Origin of the sequence: Brachybacterium sp. AOP43-C2-M15 (assembly GCF_052446295.1) — a bacterium.
Taxonomy (GTDB): domain Bacteria; phylum Actinomycetota; class Actinomycetes; order Actinomycetales; family Dermabacteraceae; genus Brachybacterium.
Map to the genome: position 1 here is coordinate 161029 of NZ_JBQSWB010000007.1, position 14894 is coordinate 175922.

At 72.9% G+C, this 14894-nt stretch carries 13 protein-coding genes and 1 pseudogene; 11 read left to right on the forward strand and 3 right to left on the reverse strand.

Annotated features, from left to right (window positions below):
* Window positions 1-171: 171 nt before the first annotated feature.
* The gene (locus tag ACT3SP_RS09605) at window positions 172-1974 is read left to right on the forward strand and encodes a BCCT family transporter (protein ID WP_444587059.1); all 1803 of its coding nucleotides are present in this window, start codon (window positions 172-174) and stop codon (window positions 1972-1974) included.
* 103 nt (window positions 1975-2077) lie between these two features.
* Here the strand turns inward: ACT3SP_RS09605 and ACT3SP_RS09610 are convergent, their stop codons facing one another.
* From ACT3SP_RS09610 to ACT3SP_RS09620, 3 genes are all read right to left on the reverse strand, one after another.
* On the reverse strand, window positions 2078-3085 hold the full coding sequence (locus tag ACT3SP_RS09610) for a bile acid:sodium symporter family protein (protein ID WP_444587060.1): 1008 nt from the start codon (window positions 3083-3085) through the stop codon (window positions 2078-2080).
* Between the two features lie 117 nt (window positions 3086-3202).
* On the reverse strand, window positions 3203-4705 hold the full coding sequence (locus ACT3SP_RS09615) for a glutamate--cysteine ligase (RefSeq protein ID WP_444587061.1): 1503 nt from the start codon (window positions 4703-4705) through the stop codon (window positions 3203-3205).
* 91 nt (window positions 4706-4796) lie between these two features.
* On the reverse strand, window positions 4797-5465 hold the full coding sequence (locus ACT3SP_RS09620) for a hypothetical protein (protein ID WP_444587062.1): 669 nt from the start codon (window positions 5463-5465) through the stop codon (window positions 4797-4799).
* On the opposite strand from ACT3SP_RS09620, the pseudogene ACT3SP_RS09625 reads away from it, so the two are divergent.
* From ACT3SP_RS09625 to ACT3SP_RS09670, 10 genes and pseudogenes are all read left to right on the forward strand, one after another.
* Window positions 5410-6012, forward strand: a pseudogene (locus ACT3SP_RS09625) (DUF817 family protein); the annotation flags it as partial. The gene ACT3SP_RS09620 and the pseudogene ACT3SP_RS09625 overlap by 56 nt on opposite strands.
* Window positions 6013-6073: 61 nt before the next feature.
* Window positions 6074-7291, forward strand: coding sequence for an NAD(P)/FAD-dependent oxidoreductase (locus tag ACT3SP_RS09630; RefSeq protein ID WP_444587063.1), 1218 nt, complete (start codon window positions 6074-6076; stop codon window positions 7289-7291).
* Window positions 7292-7339: 48 nt separating this feature from the next.
* Entirely contained in the window at window positions 7340-8188 is an 849-nt protein-coding gene (locus ACT3SP_RS09635; RefSeq protein ID WP_444587064.1) for a nucleotidyltransferase family protein, read from the forward strand.
* Window positions 8185-9444 (forward strand): galactokinase family protein, encoded by a 1260-nt coding sequence (locus ACT3SP_RS09640; protein WP_444587065.1) that lies wholly within the window; start codon window positions 8185-8187, stop codon window positions 9442-9444. The genes ACT3SP_RS09635 and ACT3SP_RS09640 overlap by 4 nt, the downstream gene beginning before the upstream one ends.
* A 21-nt stretch (window positions 9445-9465) precedes the next feature.
* Complete coding sequence (locus tag ACT3SP_RS09645; RefSeq protein WP_444587066.1) at window positions 9466-10269, forward strand: hypothetical protein; 804 nt, start codon at window positions 9466-9468, stop codon at window positions 10267-10269.
* Between the two features lie 220 nt (window positions 10270-10489).
* Window positions 10490-11626 (forward strand): WXG100 family type VII secretion target, encoded by a 1137-nt coding sequence (locus tag ACT3SP_RS09650; RefSeq protein WP_444587067.1) that lies wholly within the window; start codon window positions 10490-10492, stop codon window positions 11624-11626.
* Window positions 11627-11700: 74 nt separating this feature from the next.
* Window positions 11701-12600 carry an aminodeoxychorismate lyase gene (locus tag ACT3SP_RS09655; protein WP_444587068.1) on the forward strand — a complete coding sequence of 300 codons (900 nt, stop codon included), beginning with the start codon at window positions 11701-11703 and terminating at the stop codon, window positions 12598-12600.
* A 155-nt stretch (window positions 12601-12755) separates the two neighbouring features.
* Window positions 12756-13280 (forward strand): PTS sugar transporter subunit IIA, encoded by a 525-nt coding sequence (locus ACT3SP_RS09660; RefSeq protein ID WP_444587069.1) that lies wholly within the window; start codon window positions 12756-12758, stop codon window positions 13278-13280.
* Window positions 13277-13744 (forward strand): NUDIX domain-containing protein, encoded by a 468-nt coding sequence (locus ACT3SP_RS09665; protein WP_444587070.1) that lies wholly within the window; start codon window positions 13277-13279, stop codon window positions 13742-13744. Before ACT3SP_RS09660 ends, ACT3SP_RS09665 begins: the two co-directional genes overlap by 4 nt.
* 77 nt (window positions 13745-13821) lie before the next feature.
* A complete protein-coding gene (locus ACT3SP_RS09670; protein ID WP_444587071.1) occupies window positions 13822-14670 on the forward strand; it encodes an aldo/keto reductase in 849 nt (282 codons plus the stop codon).
* Window positions 14671-14894: the final 224 nt, after the last annotated feature.

Sequence of the window (14894 nt, forward strand, 5' to 3'; positions counted from 1 at the left end):
GATCGCTCCGACCCACGGTATCGGGCAGTCGTCCACGGCGCGATGGGGAGAACTGCCCTGCCGGGTCGCCGGTCTCTGGAACACTGGCCCCGAGGTCGTACCGTGAGGAGGCGGCCTCGCCCGCACGTGCACGACTCCCCATGACGCACCAGCCCCACGAGGAGCATGACCATGTTGACCAGACTCCATGACGCGCTGCACCTGCGCACGTCGCCGGTGATCTTCTTCGGCTCGGCGGCGATCATCATCGCCTTCGTCATCGGGACCATCGCCTTCACCGATCCTCTGAACACCGCGACCACGGCGGCCTCCGACTGGCTGCTGACGAACCTCGGATGGTTCTACATCCTCGGCGTCACCGTGTTCCTCGCCTTCCTGCTCTTCATCGCGATGAGCCGCTTCGGCCGCGTGAAGCTGGGCCCGGACGACGAGCCCCCGGAGCACTCCGGCGGGGCGTGGTTCGCGATGCTCTTCGCCGCGGGCATCGGCTCGATCCTCATGTTCTGGGGCGTGGCGGAGCCGATCAGCCACTTCGGGGACCCGCCGCGCGGGGCAGAGCTCGGCATCGACGGCGGGACCTGGTCCGCCGCGCGCGACGCCATGAACTTCACGTACTACCACTTCACGCTGCACACCTGGACGATCTTCACGCTCCCGGCGCTGTGCTTCGCCTACTTCATCCACAAGCGCAACCTGCCGCCGCGCGTCAGCTCGATCTTCCAGCCGCTGCTCGGCGAGGGGATCCACGGCCCCGTCGGCAAGCTGATCGACATCGTCGCGATCATCGGCACCGTCTTCGGCATCGCGGTCTCCGTGGGCCTGGGCACCCTGCAGATCAACGGCGGCCTGAACCAGCTGTTCGGGGTGCCCGAGAGCGCGGGCTGGAACCTCATCATCATCGGCGTGGTGTGCGGGCTGGCCCTGATCTCGGTCTCGGCGGGTCTCGAGAAGGGCATCAAGCTGCTCTCCAACATCAACATCGTGGTGGCCGTGCTGCTGCTGATCTTCGTCGCGGTCGCCGGCGGTGCCACCCTGTTCGTGCTCAAGGGGACCCTCGAGTCCTTCGGCACCTACATCGTGAGCCTGCCCGAGCTGGCCCTGTGGAACGACTCCTTCGCGAACTCCGGCTGGCAGAACACCTGGACGGTCTTCTACTGGGCCTGGACCATCACCTGGTCGCCCTTCGTGGGCATCTTCATCGCCCGCATCTCCCGCGGCCGCACCATCCGCCAGTTCGTCTCCGGCGTGCTCGCGGTGCCCGCGGGCTTCTCCGTGATCTGGTTCGGCATCTTCGGCTACGCGAGCTTCGACATCGAGCTCAACGGCGAGGGCGGGCTGGTCGAGCGGGTGGTCGACGACGGGGACATCCCCGGCGCCCTGTTCGCGTTCCTCGACCACTACCCGGCGTCGTTCTTCGTCTCGGTCGTCGCGATCATCCTGGTGATCATCTTCTTCGTGACGTCCGTGGACTCCGCCGCCCTGGTCACGGACTCCATGGCCAACGGCCACGAGGACTTCAACCCGCTGGGGCAGCGCATCTTCTGGGGCGTGGCGATCGGGCTGGTCACCGCGGCGCTGCTGGTGTTCTCCGGCGCGGACGGGCTGGACGCCCTGCAGTCGACGATCATCCTCGTCGGACTGCCGTTCTTCATCATGGGCTGGTTCCAGATGTACGCCCTGCTGCGCGCCCTGAAGGAGGATGCGGGCGAGCTCCCGAACATGCGCACCCGCGAGTGGGCGCAGGTGCTGCCCCCGGAGGAGTACGAGCGGCGCGAAGGGGACGACGAGTTCGACGCCGAGGACTACGTCGTCGAGCCGACGTTCACCACGGAGATCCCGATCCTGCGCGACCCCTACGAGGATGTCGAGGAGGTCGTCGAGACGGCGGCCGGCCCCGATCGCGGGACCCTGCCCGCGCGCACCGGCAGCTCCCGGGCCGACCTCCCGGAGAGCGGGCGGCCGCAGTCGACCTGAGCCGGCGGCCTCTCGGCTCGAGGAGCCCGGCACGAGGACGGGCCGATGCCCGCGGACAGCGGTGCATCGGCCCGTCCTCGTGCGGCGGGAGGGACGGGACGGCTCAGACGCGATCCGTCCGGTGCCGGTCGGCGCTGCGGCGGTAGTACATCGCGAGCACGGCGCCGGAGAGGTTGTGCCAGATCGAGAAGATCGCGGCGGGCAGCGCGGCGGCGGGGCTGAAGGCGCTCGCGGCGAGCGTCGCGGCCAGGCCCGAGTTCTGCATGCCGACCTCGATCGAGGTGGTGCGGGCGGCCCGCTCGCCCTGGCGGAGGAGGCGCGCGGCCAAGTAGCCGAGCAGGTAGCCCAGGGCGTTGTGCAGCACCACCGCCAGCAGCACGATGCCGCCCGCGGCGACGATCGCTTCGGTGGAGCCGCTGACCACGGCGATGACCACGAGCGAGATCCCGGCGACGCTGACCCACGGCAGGGCGGGCAGCACCCTGTCCACGAGCTTCCCGGCCACCAGGCGCACCACCAGGCCGCCGACGACGGGGATGAGCACCATCTGCACGATGGACAGCGCCATCGAGCCGGCGTCCACGGGCAGGTAGGAGCCGGCCAGCCACAGGGTGAGCATCGGTGTGAACAGCGGCGCCAGCAGGGTGGAGATCGAGGTCATCGTGACCGAGAGGGCGGTGTCCGCCCTGGCCAGGTAGGTGATGACGTTGGAGCTGGTGCCGCCGGGAGCGCAGCCCACCAGGATCACGCCCACGGCGAGCTCCGGCGGGAGCTGCAGCAGCACGGCGATGCCGAGACCGATCAGCGGCATGATCACGTACTGGGCGACCACGCCGATCAGCACCGGCAGCGGCCGCTTCGCGACCAGCGCGAAGTCGGGGATCGTGAGGGTCAGTCCCATCGCGAACATGATGACGCCGAGGTAGATGCTGGTGTGCGCGGCCAGCGCCTGGCCGACGCTCGGCACGAGGAAGCCGAAGGCCGCGGCGGCGAGGATCAGGGCGGGGAAGACGGTCACCGCGATGCGCGCGGAGCGGTCCTCCGAGGTGCGGGCGGCGGCGTCGCGCCGCGGCGCCTCCGCGGACGTGGGGGTGGGGGACGGGGTGCTCATGCGGAGCATCGTACTGCTTCATGAGACGACGTCCCATGATGTGGACCGCCGGAGGGGGTGGGATCGGCCACGGCCCGGGCGGGCCTCCGGACGGACCGGTGATGGCGAAGGAGGGAGTCAGTCCCGCTGGCGCGCCGGGACCGGCCAGGCGTGCACGGGCTCCTCGGTGTCGACGGCGGCGCGGTAGAGGCGGGTCATCTCCGCGAGGGCCTCGGAGCGGTCCGCGCCCCGCAGCTCGAGAGAGGTGACGGTGTCGATCTGCCATCGCGCCCCGTTGCGACCGGTGCGGGCGCGCCCGGTGAGGATGTCGCCATAGCGCTCGGCCACCGCCTCGTCGGCGCCGAGCCCGCGCAGGCCCTCCATCGCCTGAGGGATCAGCTGCTCGATGAGCAGGTCCGCCACCCGCACGCGCCCCACCCGCGGCCAGCGCACCCGGGCCTCCAGCCCCCAGCGGGCGCACTGCTGGAACGCCTCGGCGGCCTGCTCGAAGCTCATCCGCGACCACAGCGGGCGTCGCTCGTGGACCAGCGAGTGGAGGATCCCGTAGAAGAACGCGGCATTGGCGGCCATGTCCGCCGGGGTCGGCCCGGCCGGCAGCAGGCGGTTCTCGAGCCGCAGGTGCGGGACGTCGGTGCCGGGGTCGTAGATGGGTCGGTTCCACCGCCACACGGTGCCGTTGTGGAGCATCAGCTCGTGCAGCCGCGGGGAGGAGCCCTCGGTGAGCAGCGGCTCCTCCGCCATCTCCCGCGATTCCGGGATCAGGGCGGGGAACAGGCGCACGTTCTCCTCGAAGAGGTCGAACATGGAGGTGATCCAGCGCTCGCCGAACCAGACCCGCGGCCGCACGCCCTGTGCCGCGTACTCGGGCGGGCGGGTGTCCAAGGACTGCACGAAGGTGGGGATGCGGGTCTCGTGCCACAGCCTCCGGCCCAGCAGGTACGGGGAGTTCGCGGCGAGGGCGACCTGCGGGCCGGCGATCGCCTGCGCGGCGTTCCAGGCGGCGGCGAACTGCTCGGGCGGCACCTGCAGGTGCAGCTGCATCGAGGTGCAGGCCGATTCGGGGGCGATCGAGTCGAAGGTGACGTCGAGGCCCTTGCCCTTCCCCTCACCCTCGATGCTGAGGTAGATCTCCTCGCCGCGCGCCTCGAGCACCGTGGTCTCGAGGGCCTCGTAGCGGGCGCCCGGGGCGCGCCAGGCGTCGCCGGCGAAGAGCTCCTCGGTGATGGTGGGCAGGTGGCCGACGGGGATCACGCGGGCATCCCGGGCCCGGGCGGCGTCGTCCGCCCGGGCGACCTTCTCGCTCAGCTCCCGCTCCAGATCCGCCAGCCCGCTGCCCTGCGGGCGGGAGACGGGCAGGTTCACCTCGAGGTTGAAGCGCCCGATCTCGTGGACGTAGTCCTCGTCGTCCAGATCCTCCAGCACCAGGTCGGAGACCAGGGCGGGCTCCATGGTGTCCGTGCGGGCGAGGTTCATCTCGAGCTCGACGCCCACGGTCCCCTCGTCCACGAACTCCGCCGTGTCCAGGAAGATCTCGAAGATGTCGAGATTGCGGCGCAGCTCCCGGCGATAGCGGGTGCGCTGGGACCTGGTGTACTCGGTGCTGCCGATCTCGCGTCCCATGATGACCTCCAGGTCGTGGCGGGCGGATGCGGCTCATCCAAGCACGGCGCGGGCGGCGGCGGCGAACCGTGCTCGCGCCGGTGGTGTCCGCTCAGGCGGTGAACAGCCCGACCGCGCGGATCGCGGTCTCGACCAGTCCGTAGGCGAGCGCGACGACGACCAGCACGGCGAGGATGATCGCGGCCGCGCGGTGGCTCGCGCCGGCGGCGGCATGCGCCTCGGGGCCGCCGTTGCCGGAGATCGCATCGTGGGCGCCGGCGCGGTCGGCGTCCTTCTTCGCAGCCACCACGGATTCGTCGACGAGATGCTTCTCGTCCACCGCGCGGATCAGCAGGTTCGCGACGAAGCCGACGGCGAGGACGCCGGCCATCAGCCACATCGAGAGCGTGTACAGGTCCATGCCGGAGCGACCGGCGGCGGCCTGCGACTCGACGATGGTGTTCACCAGCAGCGGGCCCGCGACGCCCGCGGCGGCCCAGGCGGTCAGCAGGCGACCGTGGATCGCCCCCACCTGGTACACGCCGAACAGGTCCTTGAGGTACGCGGGCACGGTCGAGAAGCCGCCGCCGTAGAAGGAGATGATGATCAGCGCCGAGATCACGAACAGCGCGAGCGATGCCGAGCCCGCGGTCGCGATCACGACGTACAGCGCCGCGCCCACTGCCAGGTAGAGCGCGTAGTTGAGCTTGCGGCCCAGGTAGTCCGAGGTGGTGGTGATCCTGCTCTTCCACCTCGTGGGCACCGTGATGGAGGTGTTCAAGACGCACATGGGCTCCTGGTCCTACGAGAGCGAGGGGCTGCTGCGGATCGGGGCCGTGCCCCTGTACTCCGGATTCATGTACGCCGCCGTCGGCTCCTACATGGTCCGGGTGATGCGGCTGTTCGACCTGCGGTTCACCCGCTACCCGCCGCTGTGGGCGACCGCGGTGGTCGCCGCCGGGATCTACCTGAACTTCTTCACCCACCACCACCTGCCCGATCTGCGGTGGCTGCTGCTGGCCCTGGTGGTGGTGCTGTACGTGCGATGCATGATGAGCTTCCGGATCCGCCGCGGGGGGCGCTGGTACCGGATGCCCGTGCTCGCGGCGTTCGCGGGGGTGGCCTTCTTCCTCTGGATCGCGGAGAACCTGGGCACCGCGGCGGGAGCCTGGATCTACCCGCACCAGGCGGAGGGCTGGGAGCCGGTGCCGCTGACGAAGCTGGTGGCCTGGCTGCTGCTGATGATGATCTCGGTGGTGCTGGTGACCCTCGTGCACCGGCCGTCGGCCCCCGAGGCGCAGGAGCAGCGGCGTGGGCGCCGACGGTAGCGGTGGGGGCGGGACGGGCCTACCGTGAGAGGACACATTGGGTTCTGCGAAGGAGCGCGCGATGTCGGACCTCGAGCACAGCTACGACCACGTGATCATCGGAGGAGGCGTCGCGGCGGACTCCGCGGCGCGGGCGATCCGGGAGCTCGACCCCGAGGCGACCATCGCGATCATCTCGGCGGACGCCCACGGGCCCGTCCACCGCCCCGCCCTGTCCAAGGAGCTCTGGCACGGCGAGGACCCGGATCCGTCGAGCCAGGACCTGCACACCGCGGAGGAGACGGGCGCGCACCTGATCACCGCGACGCTGGTCACCGAACTGCGACCCGCCTCCCACAGCCTGGTCACCGCCGGCGGCCAGTGGGCGCACTACGGCCGGGCCCTCCTGGCCACGGGCGCCTCGCCGCGCCGGCTCCGGGAGGTCCACGACCCGCGGGTCGCCTACCTGCGCACCGTCGGCGACTACCGCCACCTGCGGGAGCTGGCGACCGAGGGCGCCCACCTCGCCGTGGTCGGCGGCGGCTGCCTCGGCCCCGAGATCGCGGCGGGCCTGAGCCGCACCGGCGCGCAGGTCTCCCTGGCCCATGCCGGTCGGCGGATCCTCGATCACCTGCTGCCCGCCTCGATCTCCGAGCACCTCGAACAGGTCTACGCCGAGCACGGCATCACCCTCGTGCCCGGGTACCGCCTGACCGGGATCGACACCGGCTCCGACACCCAGCTGACCCTGCACTCCGAGAGCGGCGAGCAGCTGCGGGCCGACGTGACCGTGCTCGCCCTGGGGGCGGAGCTGAACACCACTCTCGCGGCCCGGGTCGGCATCGAGCTCGAGCACGACGCCGTGGTGGTCGACCCGCGGCTGCGCACCAGCGCGACCGACGTCTACGCCGCCGGGGACATCGCCTGGTTCGACGACGCGCTGCTGGGCCCGCGCCATGTCGAGCACGTGGACAACGCCCAGGCCACCGGTGCGGCCGCGGGCCGGAACATGGCCGGGGCCGAGGAGGACCTCGAGCACAGCCCGCTGCTCTACTCCGATCTGTTCGACGACGGCTACGAGGCCGTGGGCCGCCTGGACACCGCGCTCGAGGTGCGGGAGGAGTGGAACCCCGAGCGCACCGCCGCGGTCGTCCACTACCTCGAGGACGGCGTGCTCGAGGGAGTGCTGCTGTGGAACACCTGGGACGCGGCCGACCGCGCCCGCGCCCTCATCGCCGCCTCCCAGGAGGGCGAGCTGAGCGCCGACGACCTCGCGCGGCGGATCACCCCCGGGGGCTGACCCGCACAGATCCCCGGGAGAGCGTCCGCACCCCCGTACACTTCCTGCGTGGCTGATCAGAACGAGACGACTCCCTCCGACATCCCGACCGCCCCGACCCGTGCGGTGATCCTCGCGCGCGGGCTCGGCACCCGCATGCGCAGGGCCGACGACGCCGCGCAGCTCGACGCGGAGCAGGCCCGGGTCGCCGCGAGCGGCGTCAAGGCCCTGATCGACGTGGGCCGTCCCTTCCTCGACTACGTCCTCTCCGTGCTCGCCGACGTCGGCGTCACCGAGGTGTGCCTGGTCATCGGACCCGAGCACGACGTGCTGCGCGAGTACGCCGCCCGCGCCTCCGGCGGCCGGGTGCACGTCACCACCGCGGTCCAGGCCGAGCCGCGCGGCACCGCCGACGCCGTCGCCGCGGCCCGCGGATTCGCCGGCGACCAGCGCGTGATCGTCCTGAACTCGGACAACTACTACCCGCGCGAGGCCCTCTCCGCGCTCTCCGCGGCCCCCGGCAGCGCCCTGGTCGGCTTCGACCGCACCGCGCTCGTCGAGCGATCGAACATCCCCGCCGACCGCATCCGCGCCTTCGCCCTGGTCGCGCAGGACGAGGCCGGTCTGCTGCGGGACATCGTCGAGAAGCCCGACGAGCAGACCCTCGCCGCCTACGGCGAGGACGCCCCGGTCTCGATGAACGCGTGGCTGTTCACCCCCGCGATCTTCGACGCCTGCGCGCGGATCGAGCCCTCGGTGCGCGGTGAGCTCGAGATCATCGACGCGGTGCGCCTGCTGGTCCAGGAGGGGGAGCCGATCACGGTGGTGCCCGCCGCGGCCGGGGTGCTGGACATGTCCTCGCGCGGGGACGTGGCCGCCGTCCAGCATGCCCTGGCCGGGATCGAGGTGCGCCTGTGAGCGACGTCCTCGGCCAGCTCGCCGCCGGATCCCCCTCGGCCGACCGGGTGCGCTGGTTCGTGCCCGGCCGCATCGAGGTGCTCGGCAAGCACACCGACTACGCGGGCGGCCGCTCCCTGCTGGCCGCCGTCGACGCCGGCCACACGATCGACGCCCGCGCCCGCGAGGACCGGGTGCTGCAGGTGCGCTCCGAGGTGGTGGGCGGCACCGTCACCATCGACCTCGACCAGCGCGAGGCCCGCCCCGCGGAGTCCGACGGCCACTGGGGCGGCTACGTCCGCACCGTCGCCGACCGTCTCGACGCGAACTTCCCCGGCCGCCTCCGCGGCGCCGACATCACCATCTCCTCGACGCTCCCGCTCGCCGCCGGGATGTCCAGCTCCTCCGCCCTCGTGGTCGGGCTCGCCCTGGCCCTGATCGACCTCTCCGGCATCGCCGCCGACGGGACCGGGACCTTCGCCGCCGAGATCACGACCCCCGAGCAGCTGGGCGAGTACCTCGGCACGGTGGAGAACGGGCAGAGCTTCGGCGGCCTCGAGGGCTACCGCGGCGTGGGCACCTTCGGCGGCAGCGAGGACCACACGGCGATGCTGTGCGGGGTCCCCGACGCGCTGGTCCAGTACTCCTTCTGCCCCGTGCGGCACGAGCGGACGATCGGCCTCGGCCCCGAGCTCTCCCTGGTGGTCGCGGTCAGCGGCGTCGAGGCGGAGAAGACCGGGGCCGCGCGCGAGGACTACAACCGCGTCTCCCTCGCGGTCACCGAGACCCTGCGCCGCTGGCGGGAGGACACCGGACGCGGCGACAGCTCCCTCGCCGAGGCGGTCGCGAGCGGCCCCGGCGCCGTGGCCCGGCTGCGCGAGCTCACCGCCGAGGACAACTACCTCGGGGTGCGCCTCGAGCAGTTCCTCACCGAGTCCGAGCGGCTCGTCCCCGCCGCCGCGGTCGCGCTCGAGGACGGCGACCTGGAGGAGTTCGGACGCCTGGTCGACGAGTCCCAGACCGGCGCCGAGCAGGGACTGCGCAACCAGGTGGCCGAGACCTCCGCCCTCCAGCGCCTCGCCCGCGAGCAGGGGGCGCACGCCGCGAGCGCCTTCGGGGCGGGCTTCGGCGGCAGCGTCTGGGCGCTGGTCGCGGCCGAGCGGGCCGAGGAGTTCGCCGAGCGCTGGCTCGATGCCTACCGCAGCGCCCATCCCTCGCGCACCGGGGCCACCGCCGCCGTCACCCGGCCCGGGGGAGCGGCCCGCCGCATCGCCTGACGCGCGTGACACACTGAGCGCGTGAGCACGCCGATGAACAACTCCCTGCCCTGGCCCGACACCGCCGAGGTGCTGCCGCTGGCCTCCGTGCGACCCGTCCTGGACCGCCTCTCCTCGCTGGTGAACGTGCACGAGCAGGACGCCACCGCGATCCCCGGCCTCGCCGTCACCGAGGAGGAGGTCGCGGCCGATCCGCCGCCCGCCCTCGAGCAGATCGCCGACGAGCTCGGCGGCGTCCGCGTCTGCGGGCAGACCATGCTGACCCTCCAGATCGAGGACCGCACGGACGTGGGTCCCTACACGCTGCTGGGCGAGGCGACCTCCTTCTACCCCCTCTACGAGACCCCCGACGCCGCGGTGGTGCTCACCCTCGACGAGGACGGCGCGCCCGGGGCGGTCCACGGCATCGGCGAGGACCTCGCCCTGCGCCTGGCCGCTCCGGACCTGGGCACCTATCTCGAGCTCTTCGCCGACGCCCTCGAGACGACCCTCACCGCCCTCGCCGAGCGCGGACCGGCCGCCGCCGACGTCGAGGACGATCGCGCCGAGGCCGCGGAGCGGCTGATGGACCAGCACCTCTTCGCCCGGATCCTGGGCACGACCGAGGAGGACGAGGCCCCCGAGGTGCCGCTGCAGGACCCGGTATCCTCCGATCTTCCGGGCCTGCCCGGCCTGCCCGAGGGGACGCTCGCGGTCGCCGACCTGCGCGGAGCGCCCCTCGGCGCCCGCGCGGACCTGATGGAGGTCGAGACCCCCGGCGACCCGCTGGCGATGCGCGTCGCCTTCCGCGAGCGCGGGCTCGTGGTCGCCGTCCTCGGGGACTGACCCGACCGGGCGCCGGCCCGCCCCCGGGGCCCGCCTCGTGGCCGCGTCCGAGGGGCACGGCATCCGCCGCCCGCCCCTCGATCTGCTGACCCTGCCATGGGGAGTCCTCCCCATGGCACGCCCCGGGCGCCTCTGAGTAGGTTGGGTCCGACCTCAGGGGTGTCGGCGCGGCCGGGACACAGGGGACGGGACACGGGGAACGAGAGGGGACCGGCGGTCGATGAACGGATTCTGGGGCGCGGACACCGAGGCTCTGCGGACCATGGGATCGGTGCTCGCCCGCCGCGCCGAGGCGTTCTCCGATCTCGAGGCGATGCTCTCCTCCGCCATCGACAGCACCGAATGGACCGGGGAGGACGCGGAGCACTTCCGCGCCGAGTGGAGCGGCATCGTGCGCCCCGGCCTGCAGGACCGGGAGCTCGAGCTGCGCCACTGCGCACGCCGTCTGATCCAGCACGCCGATGAGCAGGAGGCGGCCTCCGTGCCCGACGCCCCCACCGTCGGGGGCGGGGTCGGGGGAGGCGCCGGGGGTTCCGGAGGGCCGTGGACGAGCCCCGGAGAGCTGCTGCGCGACCTGTTCGGAACGGGACAGGGGCTGGCCGAGGAGCTGCGCGGCGGCACCGGGCCCGGTGGTCGGCACGGCGGGGAGGACGGCCCGCTCGCGCAGCTGCTGCGTGAGCTGCTCAGCACCCCGGAGGGTCGCGACGCCGTGCTCGGGGCCTTCCTCGGCGCCGCGCTCGGCGGGCTGCTCGCGGACCTGGTCGGCCGAGCGATCGGCCTGGGCGTCGCTGTCGAGGGCCTGCTCGCAGGGCTCGGCGCCGGTCCCGCCCTCGGTGCGCTGATCGCGGAGTCCGGGAGGCTGCCCGGGGCGGAGCAGTCCCCGACGGGGCCGGATCCGACGGGGCAGGATCCGACGGGGCAGGTCGCCGGAGGGCCGGAGCCGATGGCCGGGGCGCCGACGGCGCCCGCCGGGGGAGCGACGGGCGGCGCGGAGGGTGCCGCTGCCGGCGGGAGCGGTGCCCTGGCCGGTGCCGACACCGGGGCGTCGGAGTCGGGGATCTCGGAGGCGGGGGCAGCCGAATCGGGGGCCTCGGAGCCGGGGGCCTCGGCATCGGCCGGGTCGGGAGGCCGGGGCGCGACCGAGAGCGACTCCGCGCAGTCCCCGGGCTCCGGGGGCGGCGAGCGGATCACCGCCGCGGAGGGCTCGGGACCGAGGACTCTGCTGGAGCGGCTGCTGGAGATGCTCGGCGAGGCCCTGGGCACGGGAGCAGGCCCCGGCGCAGGGACGGGCTCCGGCGGCGCGGCAGCGATCAGCGGGGACATCGGCACGCCCGGCCCCGCCGTCGACGGGCGCTGAGCGGTCCACGGCGCGGGGTCTACCCTGGACGGACCGCCTCCGCTCCGTGAGGCCTCTCGATCAGGAGCCGCGACATGTCCACGACCAGTACTGACACCCCTGCTCCGGTTCTCGTGCTCGTCCCCGGCGCCACCGGTGCCCCGGCGGACGGCGGCGCCCGCTTCCACGTGGCGGATGCGACGGTCCCGCAGCTGTCGGTCACCGACCTCGTCGCCACCCGCGGTGACGGCGTCTTCGAGACCGTCGGCGTCTTCGACGGCCGGCCCATGAACCTCGGCCCGCATCTCGAGCGCCTCGCCCGCAGCGCCTCCCAGGTCGAGCTGCCCGAACCCGACCAGGCCACCATCGCCGAGGCGTTCCAGGCCGCCGTCGACGCCCACGACCCCGTCGAGGAGATGAGCGTGCGCATCATGCTCACCCGCGGCATCGAGGGGGTCGGCACGCCCACCTGCTGGATCCACGCCCGGGTCTCCGACGACTGGTCCTCCTACCGCGCCGGGATGCGGGTGGCGGCGCTGGACCGCGGGCTGTCCACCACGATCGCCGAGACCAGCCCCTGGCTGCTGCCGGGGGCGAAGACCCTCAGCTACGCCGTGAACATGGCGGCCGTGCGCGAGGCCGCACGACGCGGCGCGGTGGACGTGCTCTTCGTCGCGAGCGACGGCTACGTGCTCGAGGGCCCCACCTCCACCCTGCTGGTGCGCCGGGGTGAGGAGTTCCTCACCACCCCCGTGAGCGCCGGCGTGCTGCCCGGGACGTGCGTGAACACGCTCTTCGCCTGGCTGCACGAGAGCGAGGGCCGGACGGTGTCCGAGGAGCTCATGACCGTCGAGGACGTCGTCGGCTCCGACGGCGCCTGGCTGCTGTCCTCCACGCGCCTGGCCGCCCCCATCGCCCGCCTCGACGACGCCGAGCTGCCGGTGGACCACGACCTGACCGCGCAGTTCGAGAAGGTCCTCAAGGGCCGGGCCTGAGCAGACCGACCCGACCTGAGCAGCCGGACCCGTCCGCCCGGCACCGGGCCGCCGGGCGCCGTCGGCCCGACACCGGGCGGCCCGGCTGCGACGGTCCGGGGCGCGCAGGTGCCAGAATCGGGGAGCTGCCCCGGAGGAACCCAGAGCGAGGAACCATGAGCACACCACCGCGCCCGTCCGACGCCGACGACGGCGCCCCGCCCCTCGCGCTCGGCGTCGTGCTCGCACAGCTGGAGGTCTCCGACGCCGAGGACGTGCTGCGCTCCCTCGCCGGCCGCCTGCTCGACGCCGGTGCGGTCACCGTCGACTTCCCCGCCGCGCTGCGCGACCGGGAGCGGACCTACCCCACCGGTCTGCCCACCCCGATCCCCACGGCGATCCCGCACGCCGACCCGGAGCACGTGGTGACGCCGGGGCTCGCGCTCGCGACGCTCGCGCGTCCCGTCTCCTTCGGGGAGATGGGATCGCGCGACCGCGCCGTGGAGGTGCGGCTGGTCGCGATGCCGCTGCTCACCGACGCCCGCGAGCACCTCGCCGCCCTGCAGCGCCTGATGGGGCTGCTCAGCGACGAGGGAGCCGTCGCGGACCTGCTCGAGGCCGAGGACGACGAGGACCTGCGCGCCCGGGCGACGATGCGCCTGGCCGCCGCGCTGCCGGGGGCGGAGGAGGAGAGCGCGTGAGCAGTCCTCGACTGGGGGTCAAGGCCCTGATCGTCCGCGACCAGCAGGTGCTGATGAACCGCTACGTCGATCCCGACGGCAGCGAGGTCTTCGCTCTGCCCGGAGGCGGGCAGGAGCACGGCGAGGACCAGGTCGCCGCCATGGTCCGCGAGTGCCGCGAGGAGATCGGTGCGGGCGTCGAGGTGCACCAGGCCGCCTGCCTGTTCGAGGTGATGGCCGGGCGCCGCATGGTCGACGGCACCCCCGTCCCACCGTTCCACCAGGTCAACGTCGTCTACTGGTGCGGGCTCGCCGAGGGGGAGGAGCCCGGGGAGGGCACCGACCCCGATCCGGGGCAGGCCGGCACCGCGTGGCTGGGGCTGGACCGGCTGGGCGAGCACCTCGTGCACCCGCCCGAGCTCGCCCGCTGGCTCGAGTCCGACCCCAGCGACCGGCCGTTCGCCCTCGGGGTCTGCCGGCTCTGACCGGGTGGGGCCGGTTCGGTAGCCTGGACGCGCTGACCAGCGCGGCACGGTGCCGCGCCCCGAGAGCAAGGAGCACCATGACCGCCTCTCCCCGCATCTCCTTCCGTGACGGCCGTTCCATCCCGCAGCTCGGCTTCGGCGTGTGGCAGGTCGAGGACGACGTCGCGGCCGACGTGGTCGTCACGGCCCTCGAGACCGGCTACCGCCACGTCGACACCGCTCGCGGCTACAACAACGAATCAGGCGTCGGCCGGGCGCTGCGCACCGCGGGCCTCGCGCGCGACGAGGTGTTCGTGACCTCCAAGGTCCCCAACCAGGACCAGGGACGCGACGCGACCCTCGCCTCCTTCGACGCCACCATGGCCGATCTCGGCCTCGAGGAGCTCGACCTCTACCTGATCCATTGGCCCGCCCCCTCGAAGGGTCTCGCCGTGGACACCTGGAAGGCGCTCATCGAGCTGCAGGAGCAGGGGCGGATCCGCTCCATCGGCACCTCGAACTTCCGCATCGAGGACCTGATCCGGCTCGAGTCGGAGACCGGTGCGGTGCCGGTCCTCAACCAGATCGAGCTCCACCCGTACATCACCCAGCCGGAGCTGCGCGAGTTCCACGCCTCCCAGGGCATCGTCACCGAGAGCTGGTCGCCGCTGGGCCAGGGCGGCGGCGAGCTCGAGGACCCGGTGGTCACCGCGATCGCCGAGGCTCACGGGGCGACCCCGGCCCAGGTGCTGATCGCCTGGAACCTCGCGCTCGGCAACGTGGTGATCCCCAAGTCCGTCACCCCCGAGCGGATCGCGGCGAACTTCGCCTCCCTCGATCTGACCCTCGGCGAGGACGAGGTCGCGCAGATCTCCGCGCTCGACAAGGGGGACGCGGGACGTCGTGGCGCGAACCCGGACGAGTTCGCGGGGCACCAGGGGGCCTGAACCGCTCCGGACGCCCCGGGCGGGGAGAGGATCCCTGCCCGGGGCTTTCTGCCGCCCGCCCCGTCCTCACATATGTGAACTGTCGTCGTAACACTTGCGCGCCAGTGTGATCGCGGGCACGATGATCCGCATCCGCACATCGATGTGCAGATGGTCGTCACCTATGTGACGTCAAGGAGCTCGGGATCGGCTCGCCGCACACGGCACCGCTCCTCCGCCGTCCC

Bases quoted from the DNA above. Each gene is read 5' to 3' on its own strand.
- ACT3SP_RS09605 (WP_444587059.1), top strand. From the start codon at position 172: ATGTTGACCAGACTCCATGACGCGCTGCACCTGCGCACGTCGCCGGTG.
- ACT3SP_RS09610 (WP_444587060.1), bottom strand. From the start codon at position 3,085: ATGAGCACCCCGTCCCCCACCCCCACGTCCGCGGAGGCGCCGCGGCGC.
- ACT3SP_RS09615 (WP_444587061.1), bottom strand. From the start codon at position 4,705: ATGGGACGCGAGATCGGCAGCACCGAGTACACCAGGTCCCAGCGCACC.
- ACT3SP_RS09630 (WP_444587063.1), top strand. From the start codon at position 6,074: ATGTCGGACCTCGAGCACAGCTACGACCACGTGATCATCGGAGGAGGC.
- ACT3SP_RS09650 (WP_444587067.1), top strand. From the start codon at position 10,490: ATGAACGGATTCTGGGGCGCGGACACCGAGGCTCTGCGGACCATGGGA.
- ACT3SP_RS09655 (WP_444587068.1), top strand. From the start codon at position 11,701: ATGTCCACGACCAGTACTGACACCCCTGCTCCGGTTCTCGTGCTCGTC.
- ACT3SP_RS09660 (WP_444587069.1), top strand. From the start codon at position 12,756: ATGAGCACACCACCGCGCCCGTCCGACGCCGACGACGGCGCCCCGCCC.
- ACT3SP_RS09670 (WP_444587071.1), top strand. From the start codon at position 13,822: ATGACCGCCTCTCCCCGCATCTCCTTCCGTGACGGCCGTTCCATCCCG.